Here is a 22068-nt window from a genome sequence, read left to right as displayed (position 1 = left end):
TTTTGTCTTACATTATTTTAGTGAGATGTTAAACGTTTGTGGCTCTTTTACAACATCTTGTGTTTCTGAATCTCCTGCAAGTAAATCATCAGTTGTAAACTGAATATCCTTTACCTTGTCTTTTCCATCGTCAAGTATTAAACCAATAATACCATCTCTTATTTCACCAGGCTTATAGTCTTCTCTTGATACATTTTTTGTACCAACTAACGTATCTTCGTCATATAAAAAGTTTTGAGTGGCTACTTTAAAATGTTGCTTACCATTAATCATAACATCATTCATAGAGAAAAATTGCATATTTTTATTTCCGCTATTCTCCACTTTATATGTAATCTCAACGTAACGAATTGTATTACTAATCTCTGTTCCACTTAGCGATGCATATAATTCTGCATCTTCTTGGCTTACTTTATCCCCTAATCTACGTTTTACTTCTTCAGGAGTTAGTGCCGTGTATACTTTCAATGTATTTTTTGCCTTTTCACTCATTTGTGATAAAGAGATTACTTTCACATCTTGTACGTGAATTTTCATTGGCGCTACTTCAAATGTTTGATTCACAGAATGCATCTGCTCTAACTTGAAAGTACCCCATCCTGTTTCTTTCACTTTTTGTCCTACTTTTTTCAGCTCACGCCCACCATATTCTTTCGTTTCAGGAATAGATTCTTTCTTCTTCGGTTCAGCTTTCTTTTCTTCTTGATGGAAGCAACCACTTAACATAAGAAGAAAACTACATAAAACAAAAATACTTTTCCATGCTTTCATCATTTCATTTCTCCTAACGCTATCATTCATGAATATAAAATTAGTCCCTTGCTTTGTAAACTATAGAAACAATGACAATTCCACAAAATGAACTTGTCAGTCCAGATACTATTATACCTCCAATTTGGAAAATATGAAAATAGGGATCTAGGAACGCATGCACGATAAATATAAAAGCTGTCACAATGATTATCGAAACCCAATACTTTCTTTTTTCTAAAGCTACAATCATATCTTTCCCTGTTTCATCTTTATACTTCCATAGTACGTATAATAGCAATAATAAGCCAACACATGTACTCCCATGTTGCATATATTTATACAATGGAATACTGCGTAATTCAATTTGTAACAATGCTATTTTCATAACGAAATAGCCTGTATTATGAGTAAATGCATCCCAAACGACATGCGTGAGCATACCGAATAATGCAGAATAGCAAAATACAAAGAATTCTTTCCAGGTATGTAGCCCCCACCTCTCATCTATTGCATATGAATAATAACCAGCAAACGGTTTAGGCAAATGCGTTATAAACGGCTTTTTTAAAATGTAATGATATATGTATGCGATTAGAAATACAAGCGGTAAATTTAAATATAAGAACCCAAGCCATGTATGGCCAATAACACCATAGGGTCTAAAGTGCAAAAAATATTCAAAGTCAGGCGCCATACTACCTAATATAAGAGCCGTTACTGAAATATGTTTAGAGTGCTTTTTCGCAAAAGGGAGAACTGCTGCTGGATGTGCAAATGTAAACGGCATACTTTAACTCCTTCTCACATTTTCAATAGAATACCATATATCATAACGAGAGAATGGATCTTCATGCAATATTTATTTTCACATTGGAATATGATAGTTTAAATGATATAATCCACATAAAATATTCAGAAAACAAGAAGGGATTCAGGTGTCATTAACACTTGTATTTGCTGCCTTTTTAAATTCAAAATCCGTTATGAATTGAGGTTTATATATTGATTGACGTACCCTTTTTACAAAATGTCACATTAAAAAAAGAAAATATCCCTAGTTTTTCCGCATATCCTTACTGTTTACCCGCTATTCGAACATTACAATCACTAGCTTTCCATCCAAATGTAACATTCATTATTGGAGAAAACGGAACAGGTAAATCAACATTACTTGAAGGAATTGCAATTGCGTTAGGTTTTAATGCAGAAGGTGGAACGAAGAACTTCCGCTTTAGCACAAACGATTCCCATTCATCTTTACATGAATACCTTCGAATTTCAAAAAGTTTCAATACACCAAACGACGGTTTCTTTCTTCGCGCTGAATCATTTTATAACGTTGCTTCTTATATTGATGAAATAGATGCTGATAGAGAAGCACGTGGGAATCCGGTTATCAACTCTTATGGTGGTATCTCACTACACAAACAATCACACGGTGAATCATTCTTCTCATTATTTATGAACCGTTTTTCAGGACAAGGTTTATACATTTTAGATGAGCCTGAGGCAGCTTTATCACCAATGAGACAACTTTCCATGCTCATTCGAATGCACGAACTAGCTGAACAAGGTTCACAATTTGTTATCGCGACGCATTCTCCTATTTTAATGGCTTATCCTGAATCCACTATATATTCTTTAACACAAGAGGGAATTCACGAATCCACATTAGAAGAAACTGAGCATTACCAAACGACGAAACTTTTCTTTGAAAATCGCGATCGATTATTCCATCATCTATTTGAGTCGTAAAAAAAGAAGCAGCAATAGCTGCTTCTTTTTTATAGTGCTTCTATAAATAAGGCAACCCCGATACCGCCACCGACGCATAAAGAGGCAATTCCTTTTTCTAACCCACGTCTTTTTAATTCGTGAATTAAACTTACTGTAATACGAGCCCCTGTACAACCAATTGGATGCCCAAGTCCTACGCCACTACCGTTTACGTTCACTTTTTCACGGTCTAAGCCTAACTCTTTCTCTACAGCTAAATATTGAGCCGCGAAAGCTTCATTAATTTCAAGTAAATCTGCATCTTCCAATGACCAATCTACTTTTTCTAAACCTTTACGAATTGCTGGTGCTGGTCCAATACCCATAATTTTTGGATCTACTCCAGCTACTGAATATCCAACAATTCTAGCTAACGGTTGTAAACCTTTTTCTTTCGCTTTTTCTTCGCTCATTAATACTAGAACTGCACTCCCGTCATTAAGGCCAGATGCATTTCCAGCAGTCACTGATCCATCTTTACGGAACGCCGGCTTCAATCCAGCTAATTTTTCAGCTGTAATATCTGCACGTGGATGTTCATCCTTCGAAAATACAACTTCTTTTCTACGCTCTTTTATTGTAATAGGAACAATTTGATCGTCAAAGTATCCCGACTCGATTGCCTTCAGTGCCAATGTATGACTGCGAAGAGCAACTTCATCTTGTTCCTCTCTTGTAATTTCATATTGTTCAACTAAATTTTCCGCTGTTTCACCCATCATAATATGGTGAATCGGATCTTCTAACACTTCCCACACCGTATCACGAATTTCTCCGTGCTGTAGACGTTGTCCCCAGCGGTGCTGTTTCAATGCATAAGGGCTCGAACTCATCGCTTCTACCCCACCTGCAACAACAACATCACTTACACCTAATTGGATTTGCATTGCAGCTGACATAATTGCTTGCATACCTGAAGAACATTGACGTTGGATTGTATATCCCGTAACTGTGTCAGGAAATCCTGCCGCTAATGCAGCTGTTCTCGCCGTATTTGCTTCATCAGTTCTTTGAATACAATGACCTAAAATTACTTCATCAATTTCATGTGGTTCTACCCCGCCTCGTTTTACAGCTTCCTGAAGTACAGGAACAGCTAATTCTACTGGCGTTACATTTTTTAGCGCTCCTCCAAAAGTTCCAATTGGCGAACGAACTGCAGCTGTAATAACAACATTATGCATTTTGCACTTGCCCCTCTCTTATGTACCCTAGTCAGTTTTTAGGTGAAATTCCATAAGATGTATATCTATAACTATCATACTATAAACATACTAAAAAATCAAAATATTTAATATAATAAAAATAGAAGGAATTAACCTTCTATTCTGTCAGCGCATATAAAAACTTTTGTAAAATTTTCTCTGTCGTTTCATTCAATTTTGGCAACTTATCTACTGGAAAATATTGAAGTTTTAACCCTTCATGATCGAGCTTTAATTCCCCGCTCACATGATGTGCCTGATACAGATGAATAACATTGAAAATTTCATCGCCATTCGGATAACGGAAATATACTTCTTTTCCTGATAGAACACCAAGAAATTGCATTATTTTTGCAGTTAACCCCGTTTCCTCAAATAACTCTCTACGTGCAGTTTCTTCTGTCGTTTCGCCCAGTTCCATCGCCCCACCAGGTACACCCCAATCATATGTATCTGAACGATATTGAAGCAATACTTCTTGATTATCGTTTAATATAATAATTGCTGATCCTACGAGAATAAGCGGCCTTGTACCAACGACTTTTCGTAACTCTTCAATATACCCCATATGTAAATTCCCCTTTCCCTAACCTCCCTTATCATAACAAAATTTTGCTCTTTTTGTTCATGTAATTTTAAAGAAAAAAAGAAGCTTTCGCCTCCTTTTTTTCACCTTTATTTCTTAAAACTTTCATATTTTACAGCTTCAAAAGCTTCCTCAATTTCATCATTACGATAATGGACATATGTAAAACGCCCCAATTCTACTAATCTTGCTATTTCCTGTAACGCTTTATGCTGCTCATATGTTTCTTTCAGCTTAATATGTACATAAAACTTCATTAACGGATGTTCATATAAAGGTTCTCCCACCTCTACATATACATCTTCCACCCCTTGTACAACTCTTACATAACTTGCAAATTGATAAAGAGCTTCTCTGTCTGAAACGATTTTTAATGTATACATATATTCTCCCCCTTTTCTTTACTATATCAAAAAGATGATCACACTACGTTATAGAACTATGAAATTTTTTCGACTTGTCATCTATATATTCAATAAAGAAGGCGTTTATCCATACATGACATCTTTTCCCCACATATATTATAGGAAGAACTTTTTTTCAGTTGAGGTGTTCCTTATGGATCCATACGTCAATATATGTATTTGTATTACTCCCGGCGCCGATATTTCTGATGACCGCATCGCAAAAGATTTAGCTGTTGCAGAATCAATTTGGCACCCCATTACATTTCAAATTCAAGAAGTAATTGTATTAAATGAACTTTTCCGTTTTTTTGACCGTGAAATCAGTTATAAAAATTCCATTCAAAGTCAAGAAAAGCTGGCATCCTTTTTCCAAACATGTGTAAATGAAGCTCCTGAATGCGACCTTTATATTTGTTATATTGGCAGTGATTATTTCAAAGAAACAGCAGTAATTGCCTGCGCTTACTCTTTAGCAAAACAGCAACAACTTACCGGATATATCGTTTTAACAAACTCGGCTGCTCCTATGAAAAATATATATACGCTTGCTCACGAAATCGGTCATATTTTATTTACAAGACGTGTTCACGGAAAACTTACTCACGCAGATCCTCATTCCCCAACTGGCTCGGAGCACCATCCTTCTCCAACCAATCTTATGTATCCGATAGTCCCGCGCCCTGAAAATGTTCCTATTCAGTCTCTATTGACGAACGAACAAAAAACACTCTCTTTACAAAGCTCTTTATTGCAAAGAAAAAAACAGTAACCCTCATGTTACTGTTTAAAACAACTTATTCCAATCAACAAAACAAATCCCGGCTGCTAGAAATAAAAATAGACAACTAAATGTAAATGTAATCCCTCTAAAAATCCCTATATAATATTTCTTTGGAAATAATTTTTGGTATATCCAGAGCAGCCGCTTTTTATTGAATTTCTAGTTCACACTTTTTCTTTCTTCAATTTTTAAAGACCATCTCATTAATCCATATATACTTCCATACATAAGTAATATCTTTGCAATTCCCCAAAATACATTTCTTTCTTCTAAGTCTTTAAATAAGAACATAATCGCAAGAGGAACAATTAGTACCAAAACACCCATCCAACCAAGAACATATACTTCACCAATAAGAAGTAATAAAAATATACTTACTGCTAATATATATGTCTGCATTGTCGACAATTGTAAAATTGGCGTCCCATACCATTTATTCATAAACATTAATAACACTAATAATAAAATAGGTATCATTACTATTACATAAATAATTCCAAACTCTACTGATTTACTTTTAAAAGAAGACATTCTAAACGCAAAAACCGTTCCAATAATGGTAATAATTAAAACGATAGGATAACCAATTACCTGTACATTTGTTAACGTAAATTGTTGATTCGGATTTCCAAATAAAATATTGGTTAGTAACCAATACCCACCTATCCCAATAATCATTCCTAAAACACTCTTTATACTTCCGCCTTTATCCTTCTCCATCTCTTTCGCTAATTCTTCCGCATACTCTTTTGGCGAATCACCAAATATATTACTTACCGTTTTTCCTTCTTTCTCACCTTCAATTAAATGAAGTTCTGCATCTTCTAAAAAAGCGTCAACATCTTCTTCTTTAATTCCTTTTGTTATTAAATATACTTTCGTATCGATTAAGAACTTTTCTCCTTCTTTAGAAATCTGCATTATAGCCCCTCCCTTATTTAACCATTTCTCTTCTATTCGCCTTCATCATAATTTCAACAAAAATTAAAATAAATAAACTTCCGTATAAACATATAATTTGAAATAACATTGGAACAAGGTCTTCCGTTGTAAATGTTTTAAACACTAACATAATTGAAAGTGGAATGATTAAATATAAGTTTTTAAACCATCCTTCAAAATATATATTTATAGCTACTGTGATGATAAAAATCCCACCAGCCACTATATAACTTTGCACTTCGGTGAATGTGAGCATTTTTGTCGGATATATCACGTCTAATATCGTAACAGCTCCTAATAAAAACATTGGAGCGATCATAACTAAAGACCACATAGAAAACCATGTTTTTGTAAAACTTGTTACGAAGGCCATTTTGCGAAGTAGAAAATTAGGACCTATAACAACTAAAATCAATGAAAAACTATAACCGATACACTGAATAAGTGAAATGTGTAACATTCCATGATTCACTATTAAGATAGAAGCAATAATCCAAAACGATACGATATTCATTACTGTAAAACCAATTTGCTTCCACGTTTCCTGTCTATCTCTTTCCATTACTTTGACAAGTTCATTTGCATATTCTTTCGGTGAGCTTCCGAAAATATCTTCTACACTTTTCCCATCACTCTCACCCTCAATTAAATGGAGTTCCGCATCTTCTATAAAATTTTCAATATCGCTTTCTTTCACACTCTTTGCCGTCAAAAATAATCTCATATCTAACAAAAACTTTCTCGCTTCACTTGATAGCATTATTTTCTCCTTCCCTTCCCTTCCCTTCAAGTAGACGTTCTACACTACTTTGCATCGTTTCCCAGCGATCCATAAATTCATCAAGTGCTTCCTCGCCTTTTTCTGTTAATGTATAATATTTTCTCTTTGGACCAGATGGAGATTCCTTCATTACGCTTGTTATTAGTCCTTCTTTTTGCATTCGTATTAATAACGGATAAATACTTCCCTCACTCGCCATTGTAAAACCATACTTCGCTAGCTTTTCACTCATTTCATAACCGTATATTTCGCCTTCAGAAATAATAGCAAGTAAGCATCCTTCTAAAATCCCTTTCAGCATTTGACTTGTCGACATAATTCAAATCCTCCTACTATCTTGCTTTACAAGATAGATAAGCGTAAGTATCTTACTTTACAAAATAGTATAGCAAAGACTATTTTGCAAAACAAGATAGCTAACGATATTTTTTCCAAAGGTTTGCAGGGATTTCATTATAGCTTCTCTAAATAGAGCACTATGAAAACTTTATTATGAAGGGATGTTTTTCATCATGGTTACAAATCGAGTTGTCTTTTTAACAGGTGCTGCAAGTGGCATTGGTTATGAAATGGGAAAGGCTTTTGCAAAAGAAGGTGCAAAAGTTGTGATTACCGATCGGCTTGAAGAACGTGCAAAAGAAGCTGCTGAACAATTACAAAATGAAGGTTTTCAAGCTATCGGTTTAAAATGTGACGTTACATCTGAAGAGGAAATTACAGCAGCAATTTCTCAAACAGTTGATCATTTCGGTTCATTACATATATTAATTAACAACGCAGGAATGCAACACGTTTCACCCATTGAAGACTTTCCAACTGAAAAGTTCGAGCTACTAATTCAAATTATGCAAATTGCTCCGTTTATTGCAATTAAGCATGCCTTTCCGATTATGAAACAACAAAAATATGGTCGTATTATTAATGTCGCTTCTATTAACGGCCTTGTCGGGTTTGCTGGAAAAGCTGCCTACAATAGTGCAAAACATGGCGTAATTGGATTAACAAAAGTTGCCGCTTTAGAAGGTGCTACGCATGGTATTACTGTTAATGCCCTTTGCCCTGGTTATGTTGATACCCCCCTTGTACGTAATCAACTACAAGACTTAGCTACTACACGAAATGTACCACTTGAAAATGTTTTAGAAGATGTTATTTATCCACTCGTTCCACAAAAGCGCTTATTACAAGTACAAGAAATTGCAGATTATGCGATGTTTTTAGCGAGTGAAAAAGCTAAAGGTATAACTGGTCAAGCTGTCGTTATCGATGGTGGTTATACCGCTCAATAAAAATAAAGTTTGCTCAAGAAGAGCAAACTTTATTTTTTATCCCGAGGATCTTCGTACTTTAGTAATTGCCGCGGGAGCTTCTCAATTGCAACAATTACCCCCTCTAATTTACTTTCAATACGGTGGAGTAAATATAATGTTACAACAATCGGAAACCCTACATTACCTATCATCTTGATCCACTCTTCCACCCTCTTCCCCTCCTTTCATTATATAAGTAAGAGAAAACACTGCATTTAGGCATAAAAAAACAAGCTATTATGTATTAGCTTGTTTTTCAAATAATGATGCAATTTCTCGTTTATAGTCCCCGCGTATAATACCTTTCTCAGTAATAATTCCTGTAATTAATTCATTCGGCGTTATGTCAAATGCTGGATTATAAACATCCGTTCCAATTGGTGCTACTTGTTTTCCAAAGATTTTCGTAACTTCTGTTTCATCTCTTTCTTCAATAATAATTTCGGCTCCAGTTTCTTTCGTAACATCAAATGTTGACAGTGGCGCAGCAACGTAAAATGGGATATTAAAGTACTTTGCTAAAATAGCTAAATTCATTGTCCCTATTTTATTGGCTGTATCTCCATTTGCGACAATTCGATCCGCCCCCACAATAATTGCGTTTATTTCTTTCGTTTGAATAGCATGAGCTGCAGTATTATCTGTTATAAGGGTCACATCAATATTTGCTTGCTTCAATTCCCACGTCGTTAAGCGACCACCTTGTAAAACTGGTCTCGTTTCACACGCATATGCATGTAAACGCACACCTTTCTCTTTTCCAATATAAAAGGGAGCTAATGCAGTTCCATATCTGGCAGTTGCGATACTTCCAGCGTTACAGATTGTTAAAATATTATTGCCATCTTTAAAACATGTTAACGCATATTCCCCAATATTTCGACACACCTCTTCATCTTCCTGTTGAATGCGAAGCGCTTCTTCTTCTAATATTTTTTGTGCTTCTTTTATTGTATTAATCTCTCGAATAGATTCTCTCATACGATCAATTGCCCAAAATAAATTTACTGCCGTTGGGCGTGATGTCCCTAAATAGTTACAGTCTCTATTAAACTTCTTTTGAAATTCTTCGATATGTAAAGTATTATATTTTTTCGCTGCAAGCGCCAAGCCAAATGCAGCTACAATTCCAATTGCAGGCGCTCCGCGTACTTCTAACATTATGATACTTTTCCAAACCTCTTCAATAGTCGTTAATGTTTTGTATTCTGTGCTATGTGGCAATTTCGTTTGATTTAATACCGCAATTGCATCCCCTTTCCAACTTACAGATCTCGGAACAGTAACGATTGTACTCATGCTTTTACACCCCTTGAAACTGTCTGTTGAAATAATGTTCGAAACAGTTGAATATCAGCACTTTTAGATTCATATTTTATTAGTTCTTTTCCTAAGGATAGCGCTTGTTTCTTAGCTTGAATTCTTGTTTCTTTATTTTCTATTTCATCTAAATCTGCTACATGAGCTAAACCAATTGTTCTACGAATTAGTTCACATCCGGCAAATCCAACAGCATCAGTAAAGATATTTTGCAAAATAATTGGTAACCATTGTTTTTCTTTCGTATATGCTTCTACACCTTCTCCAATCCATAACTTTGTAAAAGTCTCTACAAAATAACTCCACGTCTTTTCTATATGGAAAAATAGTACACTTCTCTTTTCTTCTTCTCTAGATAACGCATTTAATAATAGATTTGCAATAAATTGACCTATGTCAAACCCAAATGGGCCATATGTCGCAAATTCTGGATCAATCACTTTCGTTTCAGAAGGTGACGAAAAAATACTACCAGTATGTAAATCACCATGAATAAGAGTTTCTTTTCTTGTTAAGAACTTATATTTATATTGTGCTACTTTTAGTTTTAAAGTTTTATCACTCCAAAGTTCATCAACCACGAGCTGTAAATCTCGCTCATAATCATTTGTATCATAATGTCCAAACGGATCTGTAAACACTAGATCCTCTGTAATTTTACAAAGGTCCGGATTTACAAAGGTACCTTCTAGTACCCTTTTCTCTTTTGACTGTAAACCAAAATCTGAAGTGTAAAATAAAACATGTGCTAGAAAACGACCAATATGCTGGGATAAAAGCGGATATTCTTCTCCGTCTATTAATCCTTTTCTTGTAATTGTTAGTCTTGATAAGTCTTCTATTACCGTTATCGCTAACTCTTCATCATGACTGTACACTACTGGAACATAATCCGGTACATACTGCGCAAAAATTTGTAATGCCTTGCTTTCAATCGTTGCTCTTTTTATAGACAATGGCCAACTTTCACCAACTACTTTCGCATAAGGAAGTGCTTGTTTTATTATAATGGATTTCGCTCCATCATCTAATTTGAACACGTAATTTAAGTTTCCATCTCCAATTTCATGACAAAGGACATTTGCCTTCTCTTCAAAATAGCCATGATCTTTCGCATATTGTACAGCTGTTATTTCTGTTAATGAATAATATCCCATCGTCTTCTCCCCCTTTTTAAATTCAGAGGTTTTTCTAACACAGAAAAACCTCTTTCCACTAAGAAAGAGGTTTGAAGTTTATCTTCTCCCCTCTTATCTGCCAGAAAGTTTTACTTTCTGCTGGAATTAGCACCGTGCCTTTTGGCGTAATAAACGCCCCATTTCACAATGGTATTACGGTCGGTTGCTGGGCTTCATCGGGCCAAATCCCTCCACCTGCTCTTGATAAGAGTTGTATATTTTTTTGAATTTTTAACTTTATGTTGAAGACTATACCAAGAATAAAAATCACTTGTCAACATTTTATTTGTATAATTCTGGACGGCGATCCGCAAAAACTGGAATTCCTTTACGTACTTCTTTAATTTTCTCGAATACAAGCTCTCCAAATAAAATTGATTCCTCTTCATTCGCCTCTACTACAACTTCACCCCAAGGATCTACAATTAAAGAATGACCTGCAAACACATTATTCGGATCCTTTCCTGCTCTATTACACGCAACAACATAACACTGATTTTCAACTGCTCTTGCTTGCAATAGCAAACGCCAATGTGCTAAACGAACTAATGGCCATTCAGCTACAACAAATAATACTTTTGCACCTTTCGCAGTATGAACGCGCATCCACTCCGGAAAACGAATATCATAACAAATTGCGCCGGCGCACTCTACATCATCTAACTTAAATTCACCTGTACTATTTCCAGCGATTAAATATTTATGTTCATCCATAAGCTGAAATAAGTGCACTTTACTATATTCATTAACTAGTTCTCCTTTATTAGTTACAACATACATTGTATTTGTAACACCTTGCTCTGTTTGCTTCGCTATAGAACCACCGACAATATGTACACCATATTGCTTCGACCATTCTTTCAACTTTTCTTTCGTTTCCAATCCATCCCTATCTGCAATTTCAGAGAGCCTAGTTAAATCATATCCTGTTGTCCAAAGTTCTGGTAAGACAATAACATCTGGTCTTTCCTTCACCGCTTCACTTATTTTATTTTTAGCATTCTCAATATTTTTTTCTACATCTCCAAAGACAATGTCCATTTGAATACATGCGACTTTCATTTTGTCAGCCCCATTCATAATTTTTTCTTTACAAAATACTGGAAAGATTATATCATTTGTCACTAGAATTGTAACAACTTTCAAAAGAGGTGGAAAGTATGAAATTATTTCAACCTTCTGAGATAGTAACATCATTGCCGACACAATTTTTCGCTTCACTTGTTGCAAAAGTTAACAAAGTCGTAGCAGCTGGTCACGATGTTATTAATCTAGGTCAAGGTAATCCAGATCAACCAACACCGCAGCATATCGTAAAAGCTTTACAAGATGCTGCAGAAAAGACCATTCATCATAAATATCCGCCATTTCGCGGACATGAAAGTTTAAAAGAAGCCGTGGCAACATTCTATCAACGTGAATATGATGTAGTAGTAAATCCAAAAACAGAAGTTGCTATTTTGTTTGGCGGAAAGGCTGGATTAGTAGAATTACCAGTTTGTTTTACAAACCCTGGTGATACGATTCTCGTTCCAGATCCAGGCTATCCAGATTATTTATCAGGAGTTGCTTTAGCAAAAGCACAATTTGAAACAATGCCACTTATTGCAGAAAATAATTTTTTACCAGATTATACGAACATTGATGACTCTATTGCCGAGCGTGCAAAATTAATGTTTTTAAACTATCCAAATAATCCGACCGGTGCTACTGCATCAAAAGATTTCTTTAATGAAACCATTCATTTTGCTAATAAACATAATATATTAGTCGTTCATGATTTTGCTTACGGTGCGATTGGATTCGATGGTCAAAAACCAGTTAGTTTCTTGCAAGCAGATGGCGCGAAAGATATAGGAATTGAAATTTACACGTTATCAAAAACTTTCAATATGGCCGGCTGGCGCATCGCTTTTGCTGTAGGGAATGAAAGTGTGATTGAAACCATTAACCTATTACAAGATCATATGTATGTTAGTATATTCGGTGCAGTTCAAGATGCTGCTCGAGAAGCGCTATTAAGTTCACAGTCTTGTGTAATAGACCTTGTAAATAGTTACGAATCTCGAAGAAATGCTCTTATTTCAGCCTGTCACTCAATTGGTTGGAATGTAGACATTCCAACAGGATCATTCTTTGCATGGCTTCCTGTTCCAAAAGGATATACCTCTGAGCAATTTTCTGATATTTTACTAGAAAAAGTACATGTCGCAGTTGCTCCTGGTGTTGGATTTGGTGAGCATGGCGAAGGGTATGTCCGTGTTGGTCTCTTGCATACAGAAGATAGATTACGAGAAGCCATTAATCGAATTGATAAATTAAATTTTTTCAAAAAATAATTGACAACATGAAAAATATCTGACAAAATTCAGTTATCTTAAAATTTTAAACATTTCTAAATACTTCTTATCAAGAGCAGGTGGAGGGACGAGCCCGACGAAACCCGGCAACCGATTTACAATTGTAGACACGGTGCTAATTCTCGCAGCATTACGCTGACAGATAAGGAGCTGGTTGTAAAAAAACCTCTCCTTAGCTGAGAGGTTTTTTTATTTAACTAGGAGGTTATAACAATGAGCGGAATTATAGCGACGTATTTAATTCATGACGATTCACATAACTTAGAAAAAAAGGCGGAACAAATTGCACTCGGATTAACAATTGGTTCTTGGACTCATTTGCCACACTTATTGCAAGAACAATTAAAGCAGCATAAAGGCAACGTCATTCATGTTGAGGAATTAGCTGAACATGAACATACCAATTCGTATTTACGTAAGAAAGTAAAACGCGGAATTATTAAAATTGAATATCCGCTATTAAACTTCAGTCCAGATTTACCAGCGATTTTAACGACTACATTTGGAAAGCTATCACTTGATGGCGAAGTAAAATTAATTGATTTAACTTTTTCAGACGAGTTAAAAAAACATTTTCCTGGTCCAAAATTCGGGATTGATGGTATTCGAAACCTTTTACAAGTGCATGATCGTCCTCTTTTAATGAGTATTTTTAAAGGAATGATTGGACGAAACATTGGGTATTTAAAAACGCAATTACGAGATCAAGCAATTGGTGGTGTAGATATAGTAAAAGATGATGAAATATTATTTGAAAATGCATTAACACCACTTACGAAACGCATTGTATCTGGAAAAGAAGTTTTACAATCTGTTTACGAAACATACGGTCATAAAACGTTATATGCCGTAAATTTAACAGGACGAACTTTTGATTTAAAAGAAAATGCTAAACGTGCAGTGCAAGCTGGAGCTGATATTCTATTATTTAACGTATTTGCTTACGGACTAGATGTACTACAATCACTTGCAGAAGATGATGAAATCCCAGTTCCTATTATGGCACATCCTGCTGTAAGTGGTGCTTATTCAGCATCCAAGTTATATGGAATTTCATCTCCTTTATTACTTGGAAAGCTACTACGTTATGCTGGGGCTGACTTTTCATTATTCCCATCTCCATATGGAAGTGTTGCGCTAGAAAAAGAGGAGGCTCTTGCTATCTCAAAATATTTAACTGAAGACGATGCATTTTTCAAGAAGAGCTTTTCTGTTCCGTCTGCTGGTATTCATCCTGGTTTCCTTCCCTTTATTGTACGAGATTTCGGTAAAGATGTTGTTATTAATGCTGGCGGCGGGATACACGGACATCCAAATGGAGCGCAAGGCGGGGGTAAAGCTTTCCGTACTGCAATTGATGCTACTTTGCAAAATAAACCACTCCATGAAGTAGACGACATAAATTTGCATAGTGCACTACAAATATGGGGAAATCCCTCTCATGAGGTGAAATTATGAGTATTCAAGTATTTTGTGATTTCGATGGCACGATTACAAATAATGATAACATTATGTCCATTATGGAAAAATTCGCACCACCAGAAGCCGACGAAGTAAAGAATAAAATTTTATCACAAGAACTATCCATTCAAGAAGGTGTTTCTCAATTATTTCAATTCATACCTACTAATCTGCACGATGATATTATTCAATTTTTAATAGAAACTGCTGAAATCCGTAGTGGTTTTCATGAGTTTATACAATTCGTAAAGGAAAATAACATTTCTTTTTACGTGATATCAGGAGGAATGGATTTCTTCGTCTATCCACTCTTACAAGGAATCATTCCAAAAGAGCAAATTTATTGTAATGAAACAGACTTTTCAGCGGAGTTTATTACAGTTAAATGGCCTCATTCTTGTGATGATCATTGTCAAAATCATTGCGGATTATGTAAATCATCATTAATCCGTAAATTAAGTGATACAAATGACTTTCATATTGTAATTGGAGATTCTATTACTGACTTACAAGCCGCGAAACAAGCTGATAAAGTATTCGCTCGCGATTTTCTTATTACAAAGTGTGAAGAAAATCATATTGCTTATACACCGTTTGAAACATTTCAAGATGTGCAAGCTGAATTAAAACTTTTGTTGGAGGTGAAGGCATGAAACAACTTTTCCGTCAATGGTATGACTTGAGCGAGATAAAAAAAGAGTTAACAACACGAAATTGGTTCCCAGCAACAAGTGGTAATATTTCTATAAAGGTTAGTCATGAACCACTTACTTTTCTTATTACAGCAAGCGGTAAAGATAAAACAAAAACCACTCCAGATGATTTTCTATTAGTAGATCATGTAGGAGTTCCCGTTTTAGAGACTGAATTACGCCCTTCAGCAGAAACAATATTGCATACACACATTTATAACAATACGAATGCCGGGTGCGTACTTCATGTTCATACAACCGATAATAATGTCATCACAAATTTATATAGTGATGCAGTCACCTTTCAAAATCAAGAAATTATTAAAGCTCTCGATATTTGGGAAGAAGGTGCAACAATTCAAATTCCTATTATTGAAAACCATGCCCATATCCCAACGCTTGGAGAAAACTTCCGAAAGCATATACAAGGAGATTCGGGTGCAGTATTAATCCGTAACCACGGTATTACCGTATGGGGCCGAGATAGCTTTGATGCAAAGAAGAGATTAGAAGCTTATGAGTTTCTATTCCAATTTCATATAAAACTATTATCAATTCAAGGAGGCGTTTCTAATGGCGCAAATTCGTATTCATGAAGGAAATACTCGTATTGAAAATGAAGTGGAAGTATCTAAATTTCTACAAGAGGAAGGCGTTTTATATGAGAAATGGAATATTTCTAAACTTCCTACTCATTTAAATGAAAATTATTCGTTAACAGATGAAAACAAAGCTGAAATATTAGCTGTGTTTTCAAAAGAAATTGCTGATGTTTCAGCACGCCGTGGTTATAAAGCACATGATGTAATTTCACTTTCAAATAGCACCCCTAACCTTGACGAATTATTAATTAATTTCCAAAAGGAACACCATCATACAGATGACGAAGTTCGCTTTATCGTCAGTGGTCATGGCATTTTCGCTATTGAAGGAAAAGATGGGAAATTCTTTGATGTTGAACTTGAGCCAGGCGATTTAATATCTGTTCCTGAAAATGCAAGACATTATTTTACTTTGCAAGATGATCGCCAAGTTGTAGCTATTCGTATTTTTGTGACAACTGAAGGCTGGGTTCCAATCTATTAAGGTAGTTAGTTGAATAAAAGGACTTGGATCCCCTTTTCCAAACTTTTATTCACTCTACATATATACATCCTCCTATGGAACAGGCTTATTTCATTTTGAAATAAGCCTGATTTTTTATTTACTTGAAGTACCATTTCATCACAAATTTAACAACTTGATTTTTCAAGTGCATTTTTTGAACTTTTTTTGAACATTTATTGAATTTTTTCTGAAAATTCTGTTTTGTATGTGATATACTACAATTAACTGAGAAGGAAAATAATATCGCAAACAGAGGGGGATAATCATGAGCTTACTTATCGCACTTATACTTGGAGTTACATGTGGAGCATTTCCTGTTATTTTAGGAGCTATTATGGAAGAGTTAGAAATTGGTGTTTTAGGATTTGTCGCATCTTGTGTAAGCGCTTTATTATTTGGTTTATTCGGCGCTATTCCTGTTTCAATTCTGTGTGCTTTTTATATAATACGCCATGCTCGTACAAAACAATTTGGTCCTAATCACATCGCACAAATTATCCCGTTCCCGGTTGAACGATGCCGCCGCGCTTCTAACTTATAATTATAAAAATTAAACATGACTAAATAAATAAAAGTCCTCAAATGAGGACTTTTATTTATTTTCTTCTAGAAATTGAAACAATTCTTGTAGATGTAGGGCATCTTCACCATAGCTAACAGATACATGAAATATACCATCAATCTCAGCTTGCATATAAAGATCCACTCCATCACGATCATATTTCAATGCCAAATAAAACTCCATTTCTTCTAACATCTTTTTTGAGGTTCGAATTACATAATGTCCCTTCTCATCTCTTCCATATTCAAATTCTGGTTCAAAATCATATTTTTGTTTAAAAGCTTCTTTTTGTTTTTCATTAATTTGCATACAAGTAGCTCGCTGTACAGTATCAATCATCTCATCAAACTTTTGAAGGTCCACCTCGTTTACCCCCTTATATATTTTTTATATAGTACTTGTGTTCCACTATTTTCTTCGCCATCCTTAATTAACTCTTCATACAATTCTTTCGCCAAACTTAAGCCTGGGACTGGTAATTGTAATTTTTCTGCTTCCTCTAAAGCAATTTTCATATCTTTCATAAAATGCTTTACATAAAATCCTGGCTCAAAGTCTCCTTTTAACATTCGAGGAGCTAAATTACTTAATGACCAGCTACCTGCTGCCCCTGTTGAAATACTCTCTAACACTTTATCTGGATTCAGTCCAGCCTTCTTCGCGTAAGCAACAGCTTCACATACTCCAATCATATTGGAAGCAATCGCAATTTGATTGCACATTTTTGTATGTTGTCCACTCCCAGCTGGTCCTTGTAATTGAATGTTTGTTCCTAACTTTTCAAGTAAAGGTAAGCATCTATCATATATTTCTTTCTCCCCACCTACCATAATTGCGAGTTTTGCTTCTTTCGCACCAACATCTCCTCCTGAGACAGGTGCATCTAACGTATATATATTTTTGCTTTTTGCAACTTCATTAATCCGTTTTGCTAAAGTAGGTGTAGATGTCGTAAAGTCAATTGCTATCGTACCTTCTTTTGCATGTTCTACAATTCCTTCTATACCAAAATACACTTCTTCTACATCATGTGGATATCCAACCATTGTCATTACAATATCAACTTGCTTTACTAACTCTTTTGGCGTATTACACCAATTTGCACCATCTTGCACTAAAGAATCTGTTTTTGCTTTCGTTCTATTATATACATATACTTTATGACCATCTTGCATTAAGTGATAAACCATACTTTTTCCCATTACACCAATACCAATGAAACCTATTGATAAAGTTTTATGTTCCATTTTCTCATCCCCTTTGTTCTAATAAATCATTTACCATCTTTCGGAACTCTTTATTAAAATCATCATCCATACTATTTTTCACATTTGAAAATAAAATAACAAAAGTTCCTTTTTCTTTATTAAAATTATTGAAAGTGTTCCAACCAGATAATACACCATGATTATGAAAATAATCTGGATATATATAAAAACTAAATGCATATTTCCGTTCTGCTGAAGGTGAAAACATTGCTTGTATACTTTGTTCAGAAAGAAGTTTTCCATTTATAATTGCTTCGTCTAATTTCTTCATATCTCCAACTGTCGTATACATCTCACCACAACCATATAGCCAATCCATGCCTAACTTCTGCGCTGGTACAAGCTCTTGATCTTTTTTCACATAACCCTTTGTAAAATTTTTATCTCCAGGTACCATATTTCCCATACCGGATTCATGCATATCTGCTTTTACAAATATGTTTTCTTTTATGTAATCTCCTAAAGGTTTTTTCGATATATGTTCTATTATATAAGCAAGCACCATATAATTATAATCTGTATATCTCCAACCTGTTCCTGCAGGAAATTCTAAATTTTGACGTCCAATCCAATTCATTAACTGTAAGCGGGAAGCCGCATTAATATTGCCTTTTGCGTGTTCAGGTAAACCAGAGGTATGTGTTAATAAATGATATAGCGTAATATTTTTATTCTCCGGAAATGAAGGAATATATTTATTTACATTATCTTGAATATTCAATTTCCCTTGTTCTTGCAGCTGTAAAATAGATGTGGCAACGACTGTTTTCGTAATAGAACCGATACGATATTTTGTTTGAGGCGTATTTTCTATTTTATTTTGAACATCAGCATACCCATATCCTTTATTCAATATAACATGCTCTTTATCTGTTACCAAAACTGTTCCATTGAATTGCTTTCCAACTAAATATTGATCTAATTTTTGAGATATGCTAGCATAATCAATTTGTTGCTCTTCTTTTTCTTCTATATTCCCTTGTACTTCCGATTTAATAGTAGGATTCACTTTAGTTGTTAATACAGTGTTTTCCTTTATATTGAGGCTAACAAGAAAATAGTATACTCCGCCGCCAACTATAGCAGACAGTGAAGCCACCACCATCACTTTTTTTATCATATTGATCCTCCATAATTCCTTCGCTAAAAATTGTCCCCCTATTCTATTATCAAACAATAAAAAAAAATCGCAACAATTTGTTGCGAAAAATCACATTTTTTCTTTTCTATACACACATACTTGATTCTTTCCATTTTTTTTCGCTTCATATAATGCAATATCCGCTCGTTGCATTAATTCTTCTCTTGTAGTTCCTTGTTCATATAACGCAACTCCAAAGCTAGCTGTTAACTTCGAAATTCCAGTAAATTGCTTTGTTTCAATGAAGAATCGTAATGATTCCGCAACTTGAAATGCTTCCTTTTCTACTGTATTTGTCACTAATATAATGAATTCTTCCCCTCCCCATCTTGCAAATACATGTTGCTGCTCCACTTTAGATTTCATAAGCTCTGCAAGTTGTATTAATGCCAAATCGCCAAAATCATGACCATATGTGTCATTAACTGTTTTAAAATTATCTATATCAAATAAAATAATTGCTATTTTCTCATCATTACGTATTACCTTTTCCCATTCTACCTCTAGTATTTGTTGAAACTTTAAACGATTATAAATCTCTGTCAATGAATCTATCATAGCAAGTCTTTCTTGTTCTTGATAGATTTCATCTAATTCTGTAATTTCCGTGCACTTTACAATAAATCTTGATAAATCTTCTGGCAATGGTGTCGCACGTAATAGAAAAGTAGATACTGCCCCTTCATAATTTGACATCTTAATTCTTCTACCGCTTGATAAAGTATCGTCTAGCCATGTTATATCATGCGTCGTCGAGTAGTATCCATTTTCTCTAATAAAATGTTCAGCAAATACTAAATGTTGCTCGCGATAGGCAAACAAATTTTCATATCCGAAAAACGTTAAAAAATTTGTATTACAATCAACAATTTCATCATCTTCTACTATAAATAATAAATCATTTTGAAAATCAAACATCGTTTGAAGCAGTTCCTGTTGTAAACTAACTTGCCTTACTAAAGAAAGTTGATACAAACTCTTATTCACTTCTTCTAACACTGCTTGCGGAGTTACAGGGGCTATTACAATATTACGTATTCCTAATGCAAGTACATCTGTAAATTCTTTTGTTATTTGTTGATCCCAAATGACAATGAATGTACTTTGCGAGGTATACATATTCTTTATATATTTTATTTGAGAATAATCTGTTACATACATAATTATAATGTGCGGTTTCGTTCTTTGAAATAATAGTTCGCCCTCTTCAAAACTATTTGCTATAAACATACATTTTGGATGGATATTTTCTATCGTTTGTTGATGTTTACATCCATTTTCTATATAAAGGACATTTAACTGCAGATCTTGTAACACATTTTGGAAAACCGTATTCTCTAATAAAAAATGTAGTATGTTCATCACTAGTCTTCACTCACTTCATATATCTTGTTCTACTGAATTCCTCACAAATATTTTTAAAAGACTGTTCTTCAATAAACTTTAATTTGTGAGAAATACATATTAACAAGCTAATTGAGAATGTTATCTTCCCTTTTCACTCTATAAATTCCTTTTTTAGTGTATGATTATAGGAATTATATCGTTTGTATGAATGCCCTAGCTTATTTCTTAAAACTTGACAATTAAAATAAAGATATTATATTCTTAAATTCGATAACTTACAAAATGTAAGTAATATACATTGCATTTTCCCGATAATTTTATATACAATTTGGAGGATATATTATGACAAACGACAACTTTTTTAACGTTCTATATGAACGCACATCTACACGTGCATTCAACCCAAATAAAGAAATCTCATCTACAGAATTACATGAGATTTTAAAAGCAGCAGCACAAGCACCTTCCGCTTGGAACTTACAACACTGGAAATTCCTTGTTTTTCAAGGTGAAGATGTACAAAAACGATTACATCCAATAGCTTATAACCAACAACAAATTCTTGATGCTTCTGCAGTAGTCGCTATTTTAGGTGATTTAGAAGCTTATAAAAATGTTGAGCCAGTATATGGTCCAATTGTAGAACAAGGATTTATGAAAGAAGAAGCAAAAGAACGCTTAGCTAAAAATATTGAATCTGCATATGCTCGTGAACAATTCCCAAGAGATGCTGCCTTTTCAAATGCATCTTTAGCAGCAATGCAACTTATGCTTGCAGCTAAAGCAACTGGTTGGGATACTTGTGCTATTGGTGGCTTCAATCCACAAGCACTGACAGACGAATTTAACGTTTCATCTCGTTACGTTCCAATTATGCTTATTACAATTGGTGAATCAACTTTAAAAGGCCACCCTGCACCTCGCATGAGCGTAGAGCAAGTGAGCGAGTGGGCAAAATAATAAAAAACGAAGGCAACTATTACAATGTACCCTATAGAATAGACACTTAAAAAAAGTCTATTCTATAGGGTATTTCTTGTATAATGAGAGAAAAATGAGAATCGGAGAAATTTTAAAATGACGAAAAAATT

26 protein-coding genes, 1 pseudogene and 2 riboswitches are annotated in these 22068 nt (G+C 34.6%); of the genes and pseudogenes, 10 read left to right on the top strand and 17 right to left on the bottom strand.

What is annotated here, in order from left to right; genetic code table 11:
• Positions 1-12: 12 nt before the first annotated feature.
• Positions 13-774 carry a hypothetical protein gene (locus tag ACTFSL_RS21755; RefSeq protein ID WP_000973899.1) on the bottom strand — a complete coding sequence of 254 codons (762 nt, stop codon included), beginning with the start codon at positions 772-774 and terminating at the stop codon, positions 13-15.
• Between the two features lie 37 nt (positions 775-811).
• Complete coding sequence (locus ACTFSL_RS21750) at positions 812-1540, bottom strand: DUF4184 family protein (protein ID WP_001116855.1); 729 nt, start codon at positions 1538-1540, stop codon at positions 812-814.
• 215 nt (positions 1541-1755) lie between these two features.
• Here ACTFSL_RS21750 and ACTFSL_RS21745 point away from each other — a divergent pair, with 215 nt between their 5' ends.
• Positions 1756-2508, top strand: coding sequence for an AAA family ATPase (locus ACTFSL_RS21745; protein ID WP_000567998.1), 753 nt, complete (start codon positions 1756-1758; stop codon positions 2506-2508).
• A gap of 29 nt (positions 2509-2537) precedes the next feature.
• On the opposite strand, the gene ACTFSL_RS21740 is transcribed toward ACTFSL_RS21745, so the two are convergent.
• From ACTFSL_RS21740 to ACTFSL_RS21730, 3 genes are all read right to left on the bottom strand, one after another.
• Positions 2538-3713, bottom strand: coding sequence for an acetyl-CoA C-acetyltransferase (locus tag ACTFSL_RS21740; RefSeq protein WP_440042392.1), 1176 nt, complete (start codon positions 3711-3713; stop codon positions 2538-2540).
• 139 nt (positions 3714-3852) lie between these two features.
• Complete coding sequence (locus ACTFSL_RS21735) at positions 3853-4302, bottom strand: NUDIX hydrolase (protein ID WP_000540529.1); 450 nt, start codon at positions 4300-4302, stop codon at positions 3853-3855.
• Between the two features lie 107 nt (positions 4303-4409).
• Positions 4410-4703 (bottom strand): DUF3928 family protein, encoded by a 294-nt coding sequence (locus tag ACTFSL_RS21730; protein WP_000288330.1) that lies wholly within the window; start codon positions 4701-4703, stop codon positions 4410-4412.
• A 175-nt stretch (positions 4704-4878) separates the two neighbouring features.
• On the opposite strand from ACTFSL_RS21730, the gene ACTFSL_RS21725 reads away from it, so the two are divergent.
• Positions 4879-5496, top strand: a complete 618-nt coding sequence (locus tag ACTFSL_RS21725) for an ImmA/IrrE family metallo-endopeptidase (RefSeq protein WP_000371608.1) — start codon at positions 4879-4881, stop codon at positions 5494-5496.
• A gap of 15 nt (positions 5497-5511) precedes the next feature.
• On the opposite strand, the pseudogene ACTFSL_RS21720 reads toward ACTFSL_RS21725, so the two are convergent.
• From ACTFSL_RS21720 to ACTFSL_RS21705, 4 genes and pseudogenes are all read right to left on the bottom strand, one after another.
• Positions 5512-5655 (bottom strand): annotated as a pseudogene (locus ACTFSL_RS21720) (DNA-binding protein); the annotation flags it as partial.
• 12 nt (positions 5656-5667) lie between these two features.
• Entirely contained in the window at positions 5668-6429 is a 762-nt protein-coding gene (locus ACTFSL_RS21715; protein ID WP_211477803.1) for a DUF1129 domain-containing protein, read from the bottom strand.
• Between the two features lie 13 nt (positions 6430-6442).
• On the bottom strand, positions 6443-7210 hold the full coding sequence (locus ACTFSL_RS21710; protein ID WP_440042390.1) for a DUF1129 domain-containing protein: 768 nt from the start codon (positions 7208-7210) through the stop codon (positions 6443-6445).
• Positions 7197-7547: a PadR family transcriptional regulator gene (locus tag ACTFSL_RS21705; protein WP_242555084.1), complete on the bottom strand. Its 351-nt coding sequence runs from the start codon at positions 7545-7547 to the stop codon at positions 7197-7199. The genes ACTFSL_RS21710 and ACTFSL_RS21705 overlap by 14 nt, the downstream gene beginning before the upstream one ends.
• A 196-nt stretch (positions 7548-7743) precedes the next feature.
• Between ACTFSL_RS21705 and ACTFSL_RS21700 the strand changes: the two genes are divergently transcribed.
• Positions 7744-8520 (top strand): 3-hydroxybutyrate dehydrogenase, encoded by a 777-nt coding sequence (locus tag ACTFSL_RS21700; RefSeq protein ID WP_000258428.1) that lies wholly within the window; start codon positions 7744-7746, stop codon positions 8518-8520.
• Positions 8521-8549: 29 nt separating this feature from the next.
• Here the strand turns inward: ACTFSL_RS21700 and ACTFSL_RS21695 are convergent, their stop codons facing one another.
• The 4 genes from ACTFSL_RS21695 to ACTFSL_RS21680 form a co-directional block, all read right to left on the bottom strand.
• Positions 8550-8711, bottom strand: a complete 162-nt coding sequence (locus ACTFSL_RS21695; RefSeq protein WP_000393336.1) for a YvrJ family protein — start codon at positions 8709-8711, stop codon at positions 8550-8552.
• A gap of 67 nt (positions 8712-8778) precedes the next feature.
• Positions 8779-9840: an S-methyl-5-thioribose-1-phosphate isomerase gene (gene mtnA, locus ACTFSL_RS21690; RefSeq protein WP_440042388.1), complete on the bottom strand. Its 1062-nt coding sequence runs from the start codon at positions 9838-9840 to the stop codon at positions 8779-8781.
• Positions 9837-11018 (bottom strand): S-methyl-5-thioribose kinase, encoded by a 1182-nt coding sequence (gene mtnK / locus ACTFSL_RS21685; RefSeq protein WP_440042387.1) that lies wholly within the window; start codon positions 11016-11018, stop codon positions 9837-9839. The genes mtnA and mtnK overlap by 4 nt, the downstream gene beginning before the upstream one ends.
• Positions 11019-11108: 90 nt before the next feature.
• Positions 11109-11250: riboswitch (SAM riboswitch) on the bottom strand.
• 71 nt (positions 11251-11321) lie between these two features.
• The gene (locus ACTFSL_RS21680; protein WP_063537334.1) at positions 11322-12185 is read right to left on the bottom strand and encodes a carbon-nitrogen family hydrolase; all 864 of its coding nucleotides are present in this window, start codon (positions 12183-12185) and stop codon (positions 11322-11324) included.
• A gap of 14 nt (positions 12186-12199) precedes the next feature.
• Here ACTFSL_RS21680 and ACTFSL_RS21675 point away from each other — a divergent pair, with 14 nt between their 5' ends.
• The 6 genes from ACTFSL_RS21675 to ACTFSL_RS21650 all read left to right on the top strand — a co-directional run bounded on the left by ACTFSL_RS21675 (position 12200) and on the right by ACTFSL_RS21650 (position 17200).
• Positions 12200-13378: a pyridoxal phosphate-dependent aminotransferase gene (locus ACTFSL_RS21675; protein WP_017673601.1), complete on the top strand. Its 1179-nt coding sequence runs from the start codon at positions 12200-12202 to the stop codon at positions 13376-13378.
• A gap of 64 nt (positions 13379-13442) precedes the next feature.
• Positions 13443-13548, top strand: a riboswitch (SAM riboswitch).
• Positions 13549-13612: 64 nt separating this feature from the next.
• Entirely contained in the window at positions 13613-14857 is a 1245-nt protein-coding gene (gene mtnW / locus ACTFSL_RS21670; RefSeq protein WP_000014179.1) for a 2,3-diketo-5-methylthiopentyl-1-phosphate enolase, read from the top strand.
• Positions 14854-15513 carry a 2-hydroxy-3-keto-5-methylthiopentenyl-1-phosphate phosphatase gene (locus ACTFSL_RS21665; protein ID WP_000027448.1) on the top strand — a complete coding sequence of 220 codons (660 nt, stop codon included), beginning with the start codon at positions 14854-14856 and terminating at the stop codon, positions 15511-15513. Before mtnW ends, ACTFSL_RS21665 begins: the two co-directional genes overlap by 4 nt.
• Positions 15510-16148 carry a methylthioribulose 1-phosphate dehydratase gene (locus ACTFSL_RS21660; protein ID WP_000811339.1) on the top strand — a complete coding sequence of 213 codons (639 nt, stop codon included), beginning with the start codon at positions 15510-15512 and terminating at the stop codon, positions 16146-16148. Before ACTFSL_RS21665 ends, ACTFSL_RS21660 begins: the two co-directional genes overlap by 4 nt.
• Positions 16126-16638 carry a 1,2-dihydroxy-3-keto-5-methylthiopentene dioxygenase gene (locus ACTFSL_RS21655; RefSeq protein ID WP_000057300.1) on the top strand — a complete coding sequence of 171 codons (513 nt, stop codon included), beginning with the start codon at positions 16126-16128 and terminating at the stop codon, positions 16636-16638. The genes ACTFSL_RS21660 and ACTFSL_RS21655 overlap by 23 nt, the downstream gene beginning before the upstream one ends.
• Before the next feature lie 286 nt (positions 16639-16924).
• Positions 16925-17200, top strand: coding sequence for a hypothetical protein (locus ACTFSL_RS21650; protein ID WP_000054659.1), 276 nt, complete (start codon positions 16925-16927; stop codon positions 17198-17200).
• A gap of 51 nt (positions 17201-17251) precedes the next feature.
• On the opposite strand, the gene ACTFSL_RS21645 is transcribed toward ACTFSL_RS21650, so the two are convergent.
• The 4 genes from ACTFSL_RS21645 to ACTFSL_RS21630 all read right to left on the bottom strand — a co-directional run bounded on the left by ACTFSL_RS21645 (position 17252) and on the right by ACTFSL_RS21630 (position 20992).
• Entirely contained in the window at positions 17252-17584 is a 333-nt protein-coding gene (locus ACTFSL_RS21645; protein WP_000365619.1) for a DUF3909 family protein, read from the bottom strand.
• A gap of 5 nt (positions 17585-17589) precedes the next feature.
• Positions 17590-18468, bottom strand: coding sequence for an NAD(P)-dependent oxidoreductase (locus ACTFSL_RS21640; RefSeq protein ID WP_000400433.1), 879 nt, complete (start codon positions 18466-18468; stop codon positions 17590-17592).
• Between the two features lie 4 nt (positions 18469-18472).
• A complete protein-coding gene (locus ACTFSL_RS21635; RefSeq protein WP_440042383.1) occupies positions 18473-19609 on the bottom strand; it encodes a serine hydrolase in 1137 nt (378 codons plus the stop codon).
• A 90-nt stretch (positions 19610-19699) separates the two neighbouring features.
• Positions 19700-20992 carry a GGDEF domain-containing protein gene (locus ACTFSL_RS21630; RefSeq protein ID WP_001023185.1) on the bottom strand — a complete coding sequence of 431 codons (1293 nt, stop codon included), beginning with the start codon at positions 20990-20992 and terminating at the stop codon, positions 19700-19702.
• A gap of 327 nt (positions 20993-21319) precedes the next feature.
• On the opposite strand from ACTFSL_RS21630, the gene ACTFSL_RS21625 reads away from it, so the two are divergent.
• Positions 21320-21937, top strand: coding sequence for a nitroreductase family protein (locus ACTFSL_RS21625; RefSeq protein WP_000180387.1), 618 nt, complete (start codon positions 21320-21322; stop codon positions 21935-21937).
• Positions 21938-22068: the final 131 nt, after the last annotated feature.

This window comes from Bacillus cereus group sp. MYBK108-1, assembly GCF_051917185.1.
Classification (GTDB): domain Bacteria; phylum Bacillota; class Bacilli; order Bacillales; family Bacillaceae_G; genus Bacillus_A; species Bacillus_A cereus.
Note: the sequence above shows the minus strand (reverse complement) of the source record. Positions and strands in the feature narration are given on the sequence as shown.

Coding starts and splice junctions, on each gene's coding strand:
- ACTFSL_RS21655 (WP_000057300.1), top strand. CDS start 16,126: ATGGCGCAAATTCGTATTCATGAAGGAAATACTCGTATTGAAAATGAA.
- ACTFSL_RS21665 (WP_000027448.1), top strand. CDS start 14,854: ATGAGTATTCAAGTATTTTGTGATTTCGATGGCACGATTACAAATAAT.
- mtnK (WP_440042387.1), bottom strand. CDS start 11,018: ATGGGATATTATTCATTAACAGAAATAACAGCTGTACAATATGCGAAA.
- ACTFSL_RS21675 (WP_017673601.1), top strand. CDS start 12,200: ATGAAATTATTTCAACCTTCTGAGATAGTAACATCATTGCCGACACAA.
- ACTFSL_RS21750 (WP_001116855.1), bottom strand. CDS start 1,540: ATGCCGTTTACATTTGCACATCCAGCAGCAGTTCTCCCTTTTGCGAAA.
- ACTFSL_RS21725 (WP_000371608.1), top strand. CDS start 4,879: ATGGATCCATACGTCAATATATGTATTTGTATTACTCCCGGCGCCGAT.
- ACTFSL_RS21635 (WP_440042383.1), bottom strand. CDS start 19,609: ATGATAAAAAAAGTGATGGTGGTGGCTTCACTGTCTGCTATAGTTGGC.
- ACTFSL_RS21700 (WP_000258428.1), top strand. CDS start 7,744: ATGGTTACAAATCGAGTTGTCTTTTTAACAGGTGCTGCAAGTGGCATT.
- ACTFSL_RS21740 (WP_440042392.1), bottom strand. CDS start 3,713: ATGCATAATGTTGTTATTACAGCTGCAGTTCGTTCGCCAATTGGAACT.
- mtnA (WP_440042388.1), bottom strand. CDS start 9,840: ATGAGTACAATCGTTACTGTTCCGAGATCTGTAAGTTGGAAAGGGGAT.
- ACTFSL_RS21640 (WP_000400433.1), bottom strand. CDS start 18,468: ATGGAACATAAAACTTTATCAATAGGTTTCATTGGTATTGGTGTAATG.
- ACTFSL_RS21705 (WP_242555084.1), bottom strand. CDS start 7,547: ATGTCGACAAGTCAAATGCTGAAAGGGATTTTAGAAGGATGCTTACTT.
- mtnW (WP_000014179.1), top strand. CDS start 13,613: ATGAGCGGAATTATAGCGACGTATTTAATTCATGACGATTCACATAAC.
- ACTFSL_RS21650 (WP_000054659.1), top strand. CDS start 16,925: ATGAGCTTACTTATCGCACTTATACTTGGAGTTACATGTGGAGCATTT.
- ACTFSL_RS21730 (WP_000288330.1), bottom strand. CDS start 4,703: ATGTATACATTAAAAATCGTTTCAGACAGAGAAGCTCTTTATCAATTT.
- ACTFSL_RS21735 (WP_000540529.1), bottom strand. CDS start 4,302: ATGGGGTATATTGAAGAGTTACGAAAAGTCGTTGGTACAAGGCCGCTT.
- ACTFSL_RS21660 (WP_000811339.1), top strand. CDS start 15,510: ATGAAACAACTTTTCCGTCAATGGTATGACTTGAGCGAGATAAAAAAA.
- ACTFSL_RS21630 (WP_001023185.1), bottom strand. CDS start 20,992: ATGAACATACTACATTTTTTATTAGAGAATACGGTTTTCCAAAATGTG.
- ACTFSL_RS21715 (WP_211477803.1), bottom strand. CDS start 6,429: ATGCAGATTTCTAAAGAAGGAGAAAAGTTCTTAATCGATACGAAAGTA.
- ACTFSL_RS21755 (WP_000973899.1), bottom strand. CDS start 774: ATGATGAAAGCATGGAAAAGTATTTTTGTTTTATGTAGTTTTCTTCTT.
- ACTFSL_RS21625 (WP_000180387.1), top strand. CDS start 21,320: ATGACAAACGACAACTTTTTTAACGTTCTATATGAACGCACATCTACA.
- ACTFSL_RS21710 (WP_440042390.1), bottom strand. CDS start 7,210: ATGCTATCAAGTGAAGCGAGAAAGTTTTTGTTAGATATGAGATTATTT.